This window comes from Tenacibaculum discolor, assembly GCF_003664185.1.
GTDB classification, from domain to species: domain Bacteria; phylum Bacteroidota; class Bacteroidia; order Flavobacteriales; family Flavobacteriaceae; genus Polaribacter; species Polaribacter discolor.
The window spans coordinates 240,359-257,529 of sequence record NZ_RCCS01000008.1; the positions used below are offsets into that span (position 1 = coordinate 240,359).

The following is a 17,171-nucleotide window of genomic DNA, read 5'->3' on the forward strand; positions in this document are numbered from 1 at the left end:
TTTATAACCTGTTATCAATTATACTTTTTACAACCTCTGGGTTTAATAGCGTAGAGACATCTCCTAAATTATCTAATTCGTTGTGTGCTATCTTTCTAAGAATACGACGCATAATTTTTCCTGAACGTGTTTTAGGCAACCCTTCAGTAAACTGAATTTTATCCAACTTAGCAATTGGACCAATATGTTCCGTAATAATTTGATTTATTTCTTTGTATAAATTGTCTTGGTTTCTTGTTTCTCCTGCTTCTTTTAAAATCACATAACCATATAAGGCATTCCCTTTTACATCATGTGGAAAACCTACAATAGCACTTTCAGCTACGGCTGGATGTTCATTTACTGCATCTTCAATAGGAGCGGTTCCTAAGTTATGACCTGAAACTATAATTACATCATCTACCCTACCTGTAATTCGATAATATCCCACCTCATCACGAAGCGCTCCATCACCTGTAAAATACATATCATCGAATGCTGAGAAATACGTTTCCTTATAACGCTGATGGTTTCCCCATATAGTTCTTGCCATAGATGGCCAAGGATATTTTATGCACAAGCGTCCGTCTACTTGATTTCCTTTTACTTCTTTTCCGTTTTCATCCATTAACGCTATTTGAATTCCTGGTAAAGGTAATGTTGCATAAGTTGGTTTTGTTGGAGTGATGTATGGTAATGGTGAAACCATTATCCCACCAGTTTCTGTTTGCCACCAAGTATCTACAATTGGGCTTTTCTTTTTACCTACATTATCGTTATACCAGTGCCACGCTTCTTCATTAATAGGCTCCCCAACCGTTCCTAAAACTTTTATTGAGGATAAATCGTGACTATCTACAAAGTCCAAGTTTTCTTTTGCTAATGCTCTGATTGCTGTTGGTGCTGTATAAAATTGATTTATGTTGTGTTTTTCAACAATTTCCCAAAAACGACCAAAGTCAGGATAACTAGGAACACCTTCAAACATTACAGTTGTAGCTCCGTTTGCTAAGGGACCGTACACAATATAACTGTGCCCTGTAATCCAACCAATATCTGCTGTACACCAATACACATCGTTTTCTTTATAATTAAAAACATTTTTAAATGTATAAGCTGTGTACACCATATAACCAGCTGTAGTATGTAACATTCCTTTTGGACTTCCTGTTGAACCTGAAGTATATAAAATGAATAATGGATCTTCAGCGTCCATAATCTCTGGAACACAGTCTTGATAAGCTTCTTCTAGCAAAGGTTCTAACCACTTATCACGTCCTTCTTTTAACTTAATATCTGATTTAATTCTTTTGGCTACTAATACATTTTCTATGGTAGGACAATTTTCTAATGCCTCATCAACAATACTTTTTAAATCAATTGTTTTAGCTCCTCTATAAGAACCATCTGAGGTAATTACCATTTTTGCTTCGCAATCATTAACTCTAGTAGCTAATGCTGTTGACGAAAATCCTGCAAAAACAACCGAATGCACTGCTCCAATTCGAGCACAAGCTAAAACTGAAATAGCCAATTCTGGAATCATTGGTAAGTAGATACAAACTCTATCTCCTTTTTTAATTCCATGGTCTTTTAACACATTAGCGAATTTACAAACACGCTTGTGTAATTCTTTATAAGATATATGTTCGGCTTCTTCATTTGGATTATTTGGTTCAAATAAAATGGCAGTTTTATCTCCTCTAATATGCAAATGACGATCTATACAGTTTTCTGTAATATTTAGTTTTGCTCCTTCAAACCATTTAAACTCAGTTTTCTCAAAATCATAGTCTAAAACGGTATCCCATTTTTTTCTCCAAACAAAGTGTTCTTCTGCTATTTCTTCCCAAAATAACTCTGGATTTCTTACGGACTTTCTATATACTTGAAAATATTCTTCTAGGTTTTTTACGTGGTAATTACTCATTCTTATACTTCTTTTATTTTAGCTTAAGCTACTAAAATAAATCATTTTTAATTGTTTATCAACTTATTAGTTCTTCTTCTTAAAACACATACTAATCTTCATCTTCTTGTTGCAATAATCGTGAATGTACGATAAAGCGAACTCCTAAAGGAATCTCTAATGAAAAACTTGATCCTCTTCCTTCAGTTATATCAATCGTTAAGTGCGTATGCTTCCAATATTCATATTGATCTTTATTCATATAAAAAGGAACTTCATCTAACACACCTAACAAAATATCACTTTCATCTAAATACATTTCATCTTTAGGAAAAATCATCGGAGACGAACCATCACAACACCCTCCACTTTGATGAAAAATCAATGCTCCATGCTGTTTTTTTAGTTTTTCAACTATTTCCTTTGCCGCTTCTGTTATTGCTACTCTTTGCATATTCTATTTTTAAATTATAAAATACTGGGCCTATATCAGCCCAGTATTTTCAAACAACTAAAAGAACCCTAACTTGTTTTTATCATACGATATCAACATGTTCTTAGTTTGACGATAGTGGTCCATCATCATTAAGTGGGTTTCTCTACCAAATCCTGATTTTTTATAACCTCCAAATGGTGCATGTGCTGGATATGAGTGATAACAATTAACCCAAACTCTACCTGCTTTAATAGCTCTTGGAATTTGATATAACTGATGTGCATCACGCGTCCAAACTCCCGCCCCTAATCCATACATCGTATCGTTTGCTATTTCTAACGCTTCAGCTTCATCTTTGAATTTTGTTACACATACTACTGGACCAAAAATTTCTTCTTGAAATACACGCATTTTGTTATGTCCTTCTAAAATAGTTGGTTTAATATAGAATCCATTCGCTAGCTCTCCTTCTAATTTATTAGCTCCTCCCCCGCATAATACTTTCGCTCCTTCTTCTTTTCCTATATTAATATAGGCTTGTATTTTTTCATATTGATCGTTTGATGCTTGTGCACCTACCATCGTATTTACATCGTACGGACTATTTTGAACAATAGCTTTTGTTCTTGCTACTACTCGCTCCATAAACTTATCATAAATATCCTCTTGTACTAAGATACGCGAAGGACAGGTACATACTTCTCCTTGATTAAAAGCAAACAACACTGCACCTTCAATTGCCTTGTCTAAAAATGCATCGTCTTCATCCATTACACTATTAAAGAAGATATTTGGAGACTTACCTCCTAACTCCATCGTTACTGGATTTAAGTTTTTAGAAGCGTATTGCATAATTAACTGCCCTGTAGTAGTTTCTCCTGTAAATGCTACTTTATCTATTCTAGGGCTCGATGCTAATGGCTTACCTGCCTCTGGTCCAAAACCATGTATTACATTAATAACCCCAGGAGGAAAAACATCTGCTATTTTCTCCATTAAAAGTGTTGCTGATGATGGAGTTTGTTCTGCTGGTTTTAATATTACACAGTTACCTGTTGCTAGTGCTGGAGGTAGCTTCCATGACAACATTAAAAGAGGAAAATTCCAAGGAATAATTTGTCCAACAACCCCTAAAGGCTCTTTAATGTTCATTGATAAGGTATTTTGGTCAAGCTCGGTAGCACTACCCTCTTCTGCTCTAATTGCTGCAGCAAAATAACGCCAATGATCTGCTGCTAAAGGAACATCTGCATTTAATGTTTCTCGTATTGGTTTTCCATTATCACACGTTTCTACTAATGCAAACTCTTCTAAATTTGCCTCAATAATATCTGCTACTTTATTTAATAAAGATGCTCTCTCTGCAGCTGAAGTGTTCCCCCAGCTTTCTTTGGCTGCGTTTGCTGCATCCAATGCTAATTCAACATCTTCTTTTTGTGATCTAGGATATTTTGCTATAATGCTATTATCAATTGGAGATGTATTTTCAAAATATTCTCCTCCTAATGGAGACACAAACTTTCCATTGATAAAATTTGCATAAGTGTCTTTAAATTTTGGTTTCGTGTAACTCATAAAACTTTGTATTTTTGTTTTTTACTTAAATCAACTATCGAAATAACACTTCCTTAATTAATACATGTTAAAAATGAATATTTCGTAATTTTTGTAAAATTAAAATATCATATAGTCAATATATTGAACGTATTTATTAAATTGTAACACATATCTATTATCTTAAAAAATACATAGATAGAATTTTGTACTATTGATTATGAACCATTTATTAAGTCGACATAAAGAAAGTAGAAAACTCACTACTTTAATTGAGAACAGAACTACGTATAATGCTGAATATGCGGAGTTGAATATTTTTGAGACTCATAAAAGTGCGGAGCAGATATCTTTAACTTTTGATTTTCCTGTTATTGCAAGTATGCTTACTGGAAAAAAAGTAATGCATTTAGAAGGTATGGAACCTTTTGATTTCTTTCCTGGTGAATCTGTAGTAATGCCGACTAACAAAGAAATGATTATCGATTTCCCTTTAGCTGAAAAGAATAATCCTACTCAGTGTTTGGCCTTAGGCATTGATTCTAATAAGATAGATGAGATAGTAGAAAAGTTTAATCATAACGTAGCTATTGAACGTGAAAACAATAATTGGAAGCTAAATGAAACTTCTTCTCACCTAGTACACAATACAGATATTAATCATTTAGTAGGACGTTTGGTACACACTTTTACTGACCAAAATAAGTCCAAAGACATTCTTCTTGATTTAATGATTCAGGAACTTATTGTGAGATTATTACAAACTAAGGCTAAAGCTTTTATTTTAAATGATCCTTCTGGCACGCTTACAGATACACGTATAGGTATGGTTATTAAGTTTATAAAAAACAACCTTACAAATAAAGATATTACTGTAGAATTGTTAGCTAAGAAAGCTTGTATGAGTACGTCTCATTTTCATAAAAAGTTTAAAAATACCTTAGGAATTTCTCCTATTGACTATATAAATTCTGAAAAGATTAAATTTTCTAAGAAACTTATAAAACAATCTAAAAACCTGCGAATCTCTGAAATAGCTTACAAATCTGGTTTTAATAACATTAGCTATTTCAACAGACAGTTTAAAAAAATGGAGATGATTACTCCTCAGCAGTTTAAAAAGTCTTTTCTAAAAGAGTAAATCATCAACTTTTTTCAAAAAGCTTTTATAGTTACATTTGTTTAATATGATGATATCTCTTTTTTTAGATGTTTTAAGTACTAATTGGTACATAATTTTACTTTTCTTTATCGTAGCTGTTCTATACTCCTCTGTAGGGTTTGGCGGAGGTTCTAGTTACTTAGCTGTCTTAGCACTTACTGGGTTACTTTTTACACAAATTAGAGCTACAGCTCTACTATGTAATGTAATGGTTGTTACGGGTAATGTTTTACTGTATATGCAACAAAAACAATATAACTGGAAAAAGGTCATTCCGCTCACTTTATTTAGCATTCCTATGGCTTTTTTAGGTGGCTATTTAAGAATAAGTCAAACTTTTTTCTTTATTCTCTTAGGTTTCACGCTACTCTTTGCTGCTATTACCATGTGGATTTCCAACAAAGTAGTTATCAAGAATAGTAAAACTAAATTAAACTTGTCAAAAAATGCTGGTTATGGCGGAATCATTGGCTTTATTTCTGGGATGGTTGGTATTGGTGGTGGTATCTTCTTAGCTCCATTGCTTCATTTAACCAATTGGGACACTCCAAAGAAAATAGCAGCTACAGCAAGCTTTTTTATTTTGGTAAACTCTATATCTGGGTTGATAGGTCAGTATACAAATCCTGAGTTTTCTATTGATTGGACACTAACTTCTAGTTTATTAATTACCGTTTTTATTGGCGGTCAAATTGGTAGTAGAATGAGTAATCAATTCTTTACCCCCTCTCAACTAAAAAAGGCAACCGCTATTTTGATTGCCTTTGTAAGTATTCGGATTTTAATTAAGTATTTATTCTAATTTCGCTTTTTAGCTCCTTTCATTACCTTTAGCTTTGGTTATAGCTGTAGACATACCTTTTTCTTTTTTTATTCTGTTTTGAAAGATTGCTATTTTCTTTCCTTTTTTTTCTGAAAACTTATACGTGTAAAATCCGTCTTCAAAAGAAAACTCATTTGGTGAAGTTGGATAAATCTTAAATTTACTTGAACTCCCTTTTCTTTGACTATACAGTTGGTTATTTTCCATCATAATTAAACGAATTCCTCCATCTTCAAATTTATAAGCACCTACCCATTTTTGCAACTCTTCTTTTGATAAAGAAACGGCATTATTACCTGAAGAAAAAGGTTTATTAATAGCCAAAGCTGCTATTTTTATAGTCAAAGCTGTTGGTGATTTACAACCACAATTAGAAAATACAATTACATACACATCTTCACTAGGTACATATACTCCCATAGATTTATATCCAGGAATTGAGCCACCGTGTTCCAAAGTTGGTACTCCGTTTATTTCGTTAAAACTCCAACCATATCCATAGTTTATTTTCTTACCATTATTCAGTGTGTAATTGGTAAACGCTTTATCAATTGTTTCTTTTTTTACTAATATATTATTACGAATGGCTGTTTGCCACTTTAACATATCATCTACATTAGACATGATTGAACCTGCTGCATAAGGTAATGTCATACTTATATATTGAGCATTTGAATATTCTCCATTTCTCTTTCGATAACCTGCTGCTCTGTTTTTAATTAATTTTGTATGGCTTCCGTAATAAGAAGAATTCATATTTAGCTTCTTAAAAATTTGTTCTTCAACAAATTTCGGATAACTCATTCCACTTACTTTTTCAACAATATATCCTAAAATAAAATATCCAGAATTATTGTATTTATACTTTTCTCCTGGTTCAAAATCCATTGGCTCATTCTTAAAAAAATCAATAAATTTTAAAGGTTCTACATCTTTAGTTGTCACCTTTCCAAACTTTTGCATTGATGTATAACTTTTAATTCCCGATGTATGTGTTAATAAGTGATGAACAGTAATTTGTTTTCCATTCGTTGGATAATCAGGTATAAACTTAGTTATATCATCTTCTAAACTTAGCTTACCTTCTTCTAAAAGCATTAATATTGAAACTGATGTAAATTGTTTTGTTATTGAACCTACTTCAAAAACATTTTCTGGTACCATATCCTCATCAAGCTCTAAATTAGCTTTTCCAAAAGCTTTTCTATAAATAACATTTCCTTTTTTAGCAACCAAAGCTACTGCTCCGGTTTCATTACTTTTGAATTGTGTTTGTAAAATTTCATCAACCTTTGATGTCAAATTTTGAGCAGACACTAAATTTGTTAATAAAAAGCAAAAAGAGAAGAGTAATATTTGTTTTAGTTGAATTCGGTTTTTCATTTGATTTGTTTTCATGATTATTACACTTAGGACGACATAAGCGAAAATAGGTTACATCATTTTTTACTAAAAACAAAAAAAGCAACGTAAATACGTTGCTCTTTCATCCCCAAAACATAGATAACTATTTCTTAGCCTAACCAAGCATTCATCATCCACAATGTTTTTTCTTGTTCTGCTATAAAGTCACTCATCATTGAGTTTGTACCCTCATCTTCAGCTTTATCAGACAAATCAAGAATTGTACGTTCTATTTTTAATAATTCTGATAGTGAGTCAATAATTAACTTTACCGCTTCAACATCATTTGAAATATTTTTTCCTACTGGTACTCTTGATACACTAGTGTAATCTTCAAAAGTATGTAATGGCGTTCCTTGTAATGTTAAAATACGTTCTGCAATTAAGTCTACTTTTTCTTGTGCATCTGTATAAAATTCTTCAAACTTCATATGCAACTCAAAGAAGTTTTTCCCTTTAATATTCCAGTGTAACCCTCTTGCATTTTGGTAATACACTTGAAAATTTGCTAGTAATGTATTTAACTCATTTACTAAGTTTTCGGTTTTTTGTTTATCTAATCCTAAAATTGTGGTTGACATATTGTTTTGATTTTAAGTTTTTTACTTTTTCTACTACAAATTTAGGGCAAGTTTTAACAGTTTTACTATAAAGGTAATCGATTGTTTTAATATCTTTATCAAAAATTATTATTGAAATGACTATAACACAATTAAAATATACACTAGCTGTTGCTGAATATAAAAATTTCACCATAGCGGCAGAACATTGCTTTGTTACACAACCAACGTTGAGTATGCAAATTCAGAAATTAGAAGAAGAATTAGATGCTAAGATTTTTAATCGCTCTAAAAAACCCATTGAATTAACTGAAGTTGGTAAGCGTATTGTAGAGCAAGCCAAAGTTATTGTTGATGAGAGTAATCGTATTATAGATATTGTACACCAACAAAAAGGTTATGTTGGTGGTGAGTTCAGACTAGGTATTATTCCTACAATTATGCCTACGTTGCTTCCTATGTTTTTAAAAACTTTTAGCAAGAACTATCCAAAAGTTCAATTAGTTATTGAAGAGTTAACTACAGAGGAAATCGTTAGAAAATTAATGGATGGCTATATCGACGCTGCTATTGCTGCTACTCCATTAGAAAATGAAGCTATAAAAGAGCGTGTTCTATATTATGAACCTTTTGTTGGCTTGGTTCCTAGCGAACATCGTTTGTTTAAACAAAAGAAATTAAAAGTTGATGATTTAGAGGTTGATGATATTTTATTGTTAGAAGACGGACATTGTTTTAAAGACAGTGTAATTAATCTTTGCAGAACAAATAAAAGAAGTTCAACACATCACTTTCAATTAGAAAGTGGAAGTTTTGATACATTGATAAAGTTATCTAAAGACGGTTTAGGAATGACATTACTTCCTTACTTAAATACTTTGGACTTAAATGAACGAGACAAAACTCATTTAAGAGAGTTTGAAACTCCTTCTCCTGCACGTGAGGTTAGTTTGATTTATCATAAATCTCAATTAAAAATGCAATTGATAGAAGCTTTAAAAACTACAATTGATAGTGTTATTAGAGGTGCTATTGCTTTTAGTGATGTAGAAATTATAAGTCCACTTCAGAAAAAATAAGAGTAATAAAAAATCCCGCTAATAGCGGGATTTTTTATTTTTTATCGTTCAGCGATTTAAAAACTATATTCTGATAATGGCTTTGGAAAATCTTCTGGATTTGCTGCTAAATGATAACGAGGGTCATCTACCGCCTCTTCAATAACATCTGCAAAAATCGGGCTTGCTTTATAAAGTAATACCTTACAATCTTCACTTAAATGTTTTAAGGTTACCTTTTTCCCTGCCTTTTGATATTTTTCTACTAATATAAAAATAGCTTCAATAGCTGAGTGATCAGAAATACGTGATTCTACAAAGTCAATCTCCACATTATCTGGGTCATTCTTAATATCAAACTTTTCGTTAAAAGCAGTAATACTTCCGAAGAATAAAGGACCCCAAATTTCGTAAACCTTAGTTCCATCTTGTTTAAAACGTTTTCTCGCTCTAATTTTTTTAGCATTTTCCCAAGCAAAAACTAATGCTGAAATAATTACTCCAACAAATACAGCAATTGCTAAATCAAAAATCACGGTTACCGCTGATACTATAATTAGCACAATCGCATCTGATTTTGGTATCTTGTTCATAATTCTAAAGCTCGACCATGCAAATGTGTCAATTACCATCATAAACATTACTCCTACTAAAGCTGCAATAGGTACTTGTTCAATATATTTATCTGCAAAAAGGATAAAAATTAATAAAGTAACCGCCATCATAACTCCTGATAAACGTCCTCTACCACCTGCGTTAATGTTAATTACTGTTTGACCAATCATACCACAACCACCAGTTCCTCCAAACAAACCACTTAACATATTTCCTGCTCCTTGTGCTACACACTCTTTATTACCATCACCTCTTGAATCTGTTAACTCATCCACTAAATTCATCGTCATTAATGTTTCAATCAATCCAACTGAAGCAGCTAAAAAGGCATACGGTGCTATAAACTTTAAAGTATCTAAATTGAATGGTAAATTGCTCCAAAGTTCTGCTAAATTCATTTTTTTAGAAATTTCATCAAAACCATTTAAACCTGCTCCTCCACCATCTCTAATAAAATCTCCAACATTTATAGACTCTAATCCTCCAAAAATAGATACAAACGTAACAATTAAAATAGCTGTTAACGCTGCTGGTACTTTTGTTGTTAATTTAGGAAGCAACCATATAATTAGCATTGTTAACAATACTAACCCAATCATAGTATATAGTTTTGTTCCTTGTAAAGTAGATTTTACTACTCCACTATCTTTTACTGAATAGAATCCGTCATTTTCTATATTAAAAACAACCTTTTTTGTTTTAGCATCAAAAACTTGTGTATCTGATTTTACAAAAACTTCTTGATTTGTTTGATTGTTAATTACTGAATTTCCTTTGATTGAAAATAATGCAGCATTTGATACTAGGTCTTGTACTTCATTATCTGCTATTTTATAAACCAGTTCTTTCGATTCGGTTTTACGCATGTTTTGCCCGAAAATATCTTTCTTATTTTCTTTAAACATTCCTAGTTGTGCAATAAAAATAACTACAGCTAAACCGTTTACAAATCCCATCATTACTGGATGTGGAATTAGTCTAACTAATTTCCCAAGTTTAAATACTCCTGCTAACACTTGAATTATTCCCATTAAAACTACAGCTGCTAGTAAATAGAAGTATCCCATGTTTTCTACAGGTGTATCAAACAACAATCCTTTTGCGTGTCCTTCTTGTATCATGTTTACAAAAATTACAGCCACAGCTCCTGCTGCTCCTGAAATTAAACCTGGTCTTCCTCCAAAAATTGCTGAAACAATTCCCACAACGAAAGCTCCAAACAGTGCTACAATAGGACTAATTTGAGCCACAAAAGCAAAAGCTACCACTTCTGGTATCATCGCTAACGATACTGTAATACCTGCTAAAGAATCGTCTTTTATGTTAATCTTCTTACTTTTAATGTATTTCATCATAATTTCTAAGAGTCTTTTGTAAAAGTGCGCAAATGTAAAGATAATTTTATAGACCTAGTTTTACGTTTCATTAAGTTTAATTTTGTCAGCGTAAATTTTTGCCTTAATTTTGAACGTTGAACTATCAAACCAATTTGGTAGCAACAAATGAGCAGAAAAACACTACTTACTTCGAAAGAAATTGAAATCATTCTGCATCGATTAGCGTGCCAGTTAATCGAGAATCACAACGATTTTTCTAACACCGTTTTAATAGGATTACAACCTAGAGGTTCTTATTTAGCAAATCGATTGGCTAAGTTATTAAGAGAGGAATATCATATTAAAGACTTAAAATTAGGTTTGTTAGATATTACTTTTTATCGTGATGATTTTCGCAGAAGAGAAGAACCATTAGAAGCCACTTCCACACAAATTGACTTTTTAATTGAAGGAAAACAGGTGGTTATTATTGATGATGTATTATTTTCAGGAAGAAGCGTTAGAAGTGCTTTAACAGCACTACAATCGTACGGAAGACCTGATAATATTGAGTTATTAGTATTAATTGATCGTCGTTTTAGCCGTCATTTACCAATTCAACCTAATTACAGAGGAAGACAAGTAGATGCCATCAATGAAGAAAAAGTAGTTGTTAACTGGCAAGAAACTCATAAAGAAGATACAATTTACCTTGAACCCAAGCCCTCAAAGCTTGATTAGTTATGATTAAAAAAACAAACTAAAATGAAGCAGTTAAGTGTTGAACATTTATTAGGAATCAAATACCTTAACAAAAATGACCTTGAGCTTATTTTTGAAACTGCTGCTCATTTTAAAGAAGTCATTAACCGACCTATAAAAAAGGTTCCTTCATTACGTGATATTACAATAGCTAATTTATTTTTTGAAAATAGCACACGTACAAAACTTTCTTTTGAATTAGCTGAAAAGCGTTTATCTGCAGATGTTATTAATTTTTCTGCAGGACAATCTTCAGTAAAAAAAGGAGAAACTTTAATTGATACTGTAAACAACATTTTATCAATGAAAGTTGATATTGTTGTAATGCGTCATTCAAATGTAGGAGCAGGAATTTTCTTATCGAACCATGTGGATGCTAAAATTATTAATGCTGGTGATGGTACACACGAACATCCTACACAAGCATTATTAGATAGTTTTTCTATGAGAGAAGCTTTAAACAGCGACTTAAAAGGAAAGAAAATTGTAATTGTTGGTGATGTCTTACATTCGCGTGTAGCTTTATCAAACATATTCGCTTTACAACTACAAGGCGCTAAGGTAAAAGTTTGTGGACCAAGTACTTTAATTCCTAGATACATTTCTAGTTTAGGCGTTGAAGTAGAAACAAACCTTAAAAAAGCTTTAGAGTGGTGTGATGTTGCTAATGTATTACGTGTACAACATGAACGTATGGATATTAAATATTTCCCATCAACTAGAGAATACACACAACTTTTTGGTATTAACAAAGAAATATTAGACAATCTTGGTAAAAAAATTGTCATTATGCACCCTGGACCTATTAATAGAGGTGTAGAACTAACAAGTGATGTTGCCGACAGTGATCAATCAATTATTCTAAATCAAGTAGAAAATGGAGTTGCTGTTCGTATGGCAGTTATTTATTTGTTAGCACAACAAATAAAAAGATAGTCATGAACATAGTAGATAAAACTGATTACACTTTAATTACTTCTGATGAGAAAACATTTTCTAGTTTCTTAGAAAACTTTGATAATGAATATGTAAACCTTACAGGAAAAAACCTGATTATTGTAATTTCAGAAGAATTTAATGCCCCTAACAAAAATATTTTGCTATTTTTGAGATACGCGGAACAACATCAGAACAATGGCACATCTTTTGTAGTTGTGTCTAAAGATGTTACTATTGATGATTTTCCTGATACCTTTAACATTGTTCCTACATTAGTAGAGGCAGAAGATGTTATAGAAATGGAAAACATTCAACGTGATTTAGGTTTTTAACCTTATATTTTTAAATAATTATCCATCCCCTAAATGATAATTTATGGTAAAAAAAATACTATTTATAACTTTTTTCTTAGCTATTTCCGTTGGTTTTTCTCAAGAAAAATCAATTGAGAAGTTAGTAGCATCCCCTAACCCTTTTACGAACAATACTACTATTTATTTTAATGCAAAACACGATCAAACAGTTATATTAACTGTTAGAAATGTATTAGGTAAAACTGTTTACAATAAAGAGCTTAAAGTGGTTAAGGGACGTAACTCTTTTCCGTTTCAACGTAACGACTTAAAGTCTGGAATGTACATTTATGCAATACAAAGTAATAAAGAGATAATTTCAAAACGCTTTGTAATTAAATAAATGAGTTTACACTTAACTGTTTTAGGTTGTCATTCTGCTACACCAAGAGCTAATGCCTACCCAACCTCTCAATACTTAGAAATTAACAATCGTCATTTTTTAATTGATTGCGGTGAGGGTACACAACGTCAAATGAGAAAGTATAAAGTTGGTTTTTCAAAAATCAACCATATTTTCATTTCTCATTTACATGGTGATCACTTTTTTGGTTTGGTTGGACTTATTGCCACTTTTGGCATTCTAAACAGAGAGAAAGAACTACATATTTACGGACCAAAAGGTATTAAAGAAGTTACTACACTTCAATTAAAGGTTTCTAAATCGTGGACTAAATATCCTATTATTTTTCACGAATTAGAATCTAAAGAAAGTGAACTCATTTTTGAAGATGATAAGGTTTCTGTTAGAACTATCCCTTTAAATCATAGAGTGTATACTAATGGTTTTTTATTTACCGAAAAACCAAAACTTAGAAAATTACATATTGAAAATATTCAGCAATACAATGAAATAGAGACTTGTGATTTTCATAATATTAAAGCTGGTAAAGACTTTACACTCTCTACGGGAGAAGTGGTTCCTAATAAAGAATTAACTATTGATCCTCCTAAACCTTTAAGTTTTGCCTTTTGTAGTGATACTGCCTATAAGCCAGATATTATTCCTATAATTAAAGAGGTAGACTTATTATATCATGAAGCTACATTTTTAAAAGATAGAGAAGATTTGTGCGATAAAACAAAACACTCTACTGCTGAACAAGCTGCTTCTATTGCTAATCAAGCAAACGTAAATAAGTTAATTATTGGACATTATTCTAGCAGATATAAAAACATTAATGATTTTAAAATTGAAGCTCAAACAGTTTTCAAAAACACTGAATTAGCAGAGGCAGGAAAAAGATATAGTACTAATTCTTTTCCTGTTGAAGTTCTAAATTAATACTGCTTTGTTGATAGGAGTACTAAAGTACAAGCTATTTCGCTCTCAATCTCATTTTCTTTTAACAACTCTATAAACTCAATATTTTCAGTTCCAGGATTAAAAATTACTCTGCGAGGTTGTAGATTAATTATATACTCATAATACAATTTCTGACGCTCTGGATTTAAGTATAATGTTACAGTATCAATATTTTTTAAAAAAATATTTTCTGTTTCAATGACTACATCTCCAACATTTCCTTTTTGTAACCCAATTGCTACAGTTTCTATATCATTATCTCTTAACTTTTTAATAGCAATATTAGAGTATCTAGAAGGCTTTAAAGAGGCTCCTAGCACCAAAGTACGTTTTTTCATTTTCTGTTAATAATACGTTAAACTCTCTTAAACTGAGTAACAAAGTTAGACAATTAAGAGTCTATTAAGCACCAAAACAATTCAAAAACAACAAAAATGAAAAACATATTACTAATACTTTTAGCTGTATTTACTACAAGTATTTACGCACAAATGCCTAAAAGTAGCCTACCTAAACCAGGAGTTATTACTGGTAAAGTAGTCGACCAAGCAACCAAGCAACCTCTTCCCTATGTTAATATAATAATCAAAGATGCTGCCAAAAAAATTATTACTGGTGGAATTACTGATGACAACGGATTATTTTCTATAAAAAATATTCCTGAAGGAAATAGTATTGTAGAAGTCCAGTTTATAGGCTATAAAACTTTTTCAAAGCCAGTTACTGTAAGTCGTAAATCAAGTAAAGTTAATTTAGGAGTTATCTCTCTTGAAGAAGACAGTACTACTCTAGATGAAGTAGAAATTCGTGCAGAAACATCTTCTGTTACTCAAAAAGTAGATAGAAAAGTAATAAACGTTGGTAAAGATTTAACCTCAGCAGGCGCTACTGCTTCTGAGTTGCTAAACAATGTACAATCTGTAAGTGTTGATAGCCAATCTGGAAACATTAGCTTACGTGGTAATGAGAACGTACGTGTATTAGTTGACGGAAAACCTACAAACATTCCTGATTCTGAATTATTAAAACAAATCCCTTCTACATCAATTAAAAGTGTTGAGTTAATTACCAACCCTTCTGCTAAATATAATCCTGAAGGAATGAGTGGTATTATCAATATAATTCTTAATAAAAATGCCAACATGGGTTTTAATGGTTCTATAAACACGGGGGTTGAAGCTGGACATTATGTTCGTTACAACGCTTCAACAAATATGAACTATAAAACAGGAAAAGTTAACTTCTTTGGAAACTACGGATATAATGGTGGAGAAAGATATAACTTTGGTTATGTTAGTAGACCTGGAACTAATTATCAAGATTTTGTTTTTACTAATGATAATCAATCTCACTTATTAAAATTAGGAGCGGACATTTATTTAGATGATAAAAACACTTTATCTTTTTACACAACACAAAACTGGTTTGACAGCGATGCTTCTGGTAAGGCTATCGTTACTAACAACAATGGAAGTATTAGTAGTAATGCTCCAAACATGCAAGCTTCAGAAAGTCACAACCAAGCTTATAACGTAAACTATAAACATGACTTTGACAAAGAAGGACACAATATTGAATTTGAAGCCAACTTTTCTAAAAATGACTCGCCTAACTTCTTAACAAACCAAGATATAGCATTAAGTGCTTCTGATAATAGATATAAGTTATTAAATTATTTTAACGACATAAATAATGATAGAAAAAATACGCTTCTTAATTTTGACTATACTAATCCTGTTTCTAAAAACGGAAAACTAGAATTAGGTTTTGAATATAGAGTTAACACAACTGACAATACAAACTTAACCGATCAACACAGAATTCTTTCTTACGAAAGAGATACAAACAATGAAATTGTTTATGATATTCATGGTCCTCGTGTAGATCAAACTGAAAAAATTCCAAATTCAAGTTTTTCATATGATAGAAATATATACTCAGGTTATGCAAACTATAGTCATAAGTTTGGAAAATTAACAATGCAATTAGGTGCTCGTTTAGAACAATATGAAATTGAAGGTAAATTTAATAGAATTGGTGAAGCAACTCAAAATGTAACAGATGAAATCTTTACTGTTTACCCATCGAGTTTCTTAACTTTCAATGCAAACGACAAAGATCAATTTCAATTAAGCTATAGTAAAAGAGTAGATAGACCAAGTATTCAACAAGTAAACCCTATTAGAGAGTGGAGTACACCGTTAATTACTTCTGTTGGTAACCCTAACTTAGTTCCTCAGTTTACGAATTCATTAGAATTTAACTACACAAGAAAAATTAAAGGAGGATCAGTTACTTTTGGTAGTTTTTATAGAAACATTGGAGATGCAATTAACAGAGTTACTTCTATAGACCCTGATGATGCAAGTAATACTAAGCAATTATTATCTTTTAAGAATTTTGATGATACAGATGCTTATGGTTTAGAGTTCTCTGCAAACTATAAAGTAGCAAAATGGTGGAGAGCAAATGCTAGTATAGATTTCTACTCTCAAAAACAGTTTGGAACTACAGATTTAAACAATCCTAATGCTCCAAGATTAGAAGTTAAAAACGAAGTATTTAACGCTCGTATAAGCAATAGTTTTACAGTTAATAAGAAGTTACGCTTACAGTTATTTGCAATGTATAGAGGTCCTAGAAAAGATATTCAATGGGATGTTGAACCTATGAAAATGGTTAACCTTGGTGCTAACTATAGTATTCTTAAAGGTAAAGGAAACATTAATTTTAGAGTAAATGATATTTTCAATACTATGAGATTTAAATTTAACTCTGAAAGACCTTTTGTTCAAAATGGACGTTTTAAATGGGAAAGCAGAACAGCTTATATTGGATTTAACTATAGGTTTGGTGGAGGAAAAAACAAAGCCCGCTCTCGTAAACAACGTGATAATAATGAAAAACAAGGAGGCGGAGGTTTCCTATAAAATAAGTTTTTAATTAATTATTTGAAAAAAACGAAGTATTTAACTTCGTTTTTTTATTTTAGCGC

Annotated in this window: 16 protein-coding genes; 9 read left to right on the top strand and 7 right to left on the bottom strand. The window is 31.6% G+C overall.

Annotated elements, in window-relative coordinates; translation table 11 throughout:
• Position 1: 1 nt before the first annotated feature.
• From acs to C8N27_RS11575, 3 genes are all read right to left on the bottom strand, one after another.
• Positions 2-1,909: an acetate--CoA ligase gene (gene acs / locus C8N27_RS11565; RefSeq protein WP_121147496.1), complete on the bottom strand. Its 1,908-nt coding sequence runs from the start codon at positions 1,907-1,909 to the stop codon at positions 2-4.
• 91 nt (positions 1,910-2,000) lie between these two features.
• A complete protein-coding gene (locus tag C8N27_RS11570) occupies positions 2,001-2,342 on the bottom strand; it encodes a DUF779 domain-containing protein (RefSeq protein ID WP_121147497.1) in 342 nt (113 codons plus the stop codon).
• A 57-nt stretch (positions 2,343-2,399) separates the two neighbouring features.
• Positions 2,400-3,899: an aldehyde dehydrogenase family protein gene (locus C8N27_RS11575; protein WP_121147498.1), complete on the bottom strand. Its 1,500-nt coding sequence runs from the start codon at positions 3,897-3,899 to the stop codon at positions 2,400-2,402.
• 199 nt (positions 3,900-4,098) lie between these two features.
• Here C8N27_RS11575 and C8N27_RS11580 point away from each other — a divergent pair, with 199 nt between their 5' ends.
• Together C8N27_RS11580 and C8N27_RS11585 are read left to right on the top strand one after the other, a co-directional pair.
• The gene (locus C8N27_RS11580) at positions 4,099-5,019 is read left to right on the top strand and encodes an AraC family transcriptional regulator (protein WP_121147499.1); all 921 of its coding nucleotides are present in this window, start codon (positions 4,099-4,101) and stop codon (positions 5,017-5,019) included.
• 46 nt (positions 5,020-5,065) lie between these two features.
• The gene (locus C8N27_RS11585) at positions 5,066-5,842 is read left to right on the top strand and encodes a sulfite exporter TauE/SafE family protein (RefSeq protein WP_121147500.1); all 777 of its coding nucleotides are present in this window, start codon (positions 5,066-5,068) and stop codon (positions 5,840-5,842) included.
• A gap of 9 nt (positions 5,843-5,851) precedes the next feature.
• Here C8N27_RS11585 and C8N27_RS11590 read toward each other — a convergent pair whose 3' ends face one another.
• Together C8N27_RS11590 and C8N27_RS11595 are read right to left on the bottom strand one after the other, a co-directional pair.
• On the bottom strand, positions 5,852-7,261 hold the full coding sequence (locus C8N27_RS11590) for a serine hydrolase domain-containing protein (protein WP_244174749.1): 1,410 nt from the start codon (positions 7,259-7,261) through the stop codon (positions 5,852-5,854).
• 116 nt (positions 7,262-7,377) lie between these two features.
• Positions 7,378-7,848 (bottom strand): Dps family protein, encoded by a 471-nt coding sequence (locus C8N27_RS11595; protein ID WP_099213733.1) that lies wholly within the window; start codon positions 7,846-7,848, stop codon positions 7,378-7,380.
• Between the two features lie 116 nt (positions 7,849-7,964).
• Between C8N27_RS11595 and C8N27_RS11600 the strand changes: the two genes are divergently transcribed.
• Positions 7,965-8,906, top strand: coding sequence for a hydrogen peroxide-inducible genes activator (locus C8N27_RS11600; protein ID WP_099213734.1), 942 nt, complete (start codon positions 7,965-7,967; stop codon positions 8,904-8,906).
• Between the two features lie 56 nt (positions 8,907-8,962).
• Here C8N27_RS11600 and C8N27_RS11605 read toward each other — a convergent pair whose 3' ends face one another.
• Positions 8,963-10,855 carry a SulP family inorganic anion transporter gene (locus tag C8N27_RS11605; protein ID WP_121147501.1) on the bottom strand — a complete coding sequence of 631 codons (1,893 nt, stop codon included), beginning with the start codon at positions 10,853-10,855 and terminating at the stop codon, positions 8,963-8,965.
• Between the two features lie 147 nt (positions 10,856-11,002).
• Between C8N27_RS11605 and pyrR the strand changes: the two genes are divergently transcribed.
• From pyrR to C8N27_RS11630, 5 genes are read left to right on the top strand one after another with little or no spacing between them, the layout of a single operon-like run.
• Positions 11,003-11,557 (top strand): bifunctional pyr operon transcriptional regulator/uracil phosphoribosyltransferase PyrR, encoded by a 555-nt coding sequence (pyrR, locus tag C8N27_RS11610; protein WP_099213736.1) that lies wholly within the window; start codon positions 11,003-11,005, stop codon positions 11,555-11,557.
• A gap of 24 nt (positions 11,558-11,581) precedes the next feature.
• A complete protein-coding gene (locus C8N27_RS11615) occupies positions 11,582-12,514 on the top strand; it encodes an aspartate carbamoyltransferase catalytic subunit (protein WP_099213737.1) in 933 nt (310 codons plus the stop codon).
• A 2-nt stretch (positions 12,515-12,516) separates the two neighbouring features.
• Complete coding sequence (locus tag C8N27_RS11620) at positions 12,517-12,849, top strand: hypothetical protein (RefSeq protein ID WP_099213738.1); 333 nt, start codon at positions 12,517-12,519, stop codon at positions 12,847-12,849.
• 43 nt (positions 12,850-12,892) lie between these two features.
• Complete coding sequence (locus C8N27_RS11625; protein WP_121147502.1) at positions 12,893-13,213, top strand: T9SS type A sorting domain-containing protein; 321 nt, start codon at positions 12,893-12,895, stop codon at positions 13,211-13,213.
• On the top strand, positions 13,214-14,155 hold the full coding sequence (locus C8N27_RS11630) for a ribonuclease Z (protein ID WP_099213740.1): 942 nt from the start codon (positions 13,214-13,216) through the stop codon (positions 14,153-14,155). It abuts the gene before it with no gap.
• On the opposite strand, the gene C8N27_RS11635 is transcribed toward C8N27_RS11630, so the two are convergent.
• Positions 14,152-14,514 (bottom strand): CoA-binding protein, encoded by a 363-nt coding sequence (locus C8N27_RS11635; RefSeq protein ID WP_099213741.1) that lies wholly within the window; start codon positions 14,512-14,514, stop codon positions 14,152-14,154. The genes C8N27_RS11630 and C8N27_RS11635 overlap by 4 nt on opposite strands.
• Before the next feature lie 96 nt (positions 14,515-14,610).
• Here C8N27_RS11635 and C8N27_RS11640 point away from each other — a divergent pair, with 96 nt between their 5' ends.
• Positions 14,611-17,106: a TonB-dependent receptor gene (locus tag C8N27_RS11640; protein ID WP_121147503.1), complete on the top strand. Its 2,496-nt coding sequence runs from the start codon at positions 14,611-14,613 to the stop codon at positions 17,104-17,106.
• Positions 17,107-17,171: the final 65 nt, after the last annotated feature.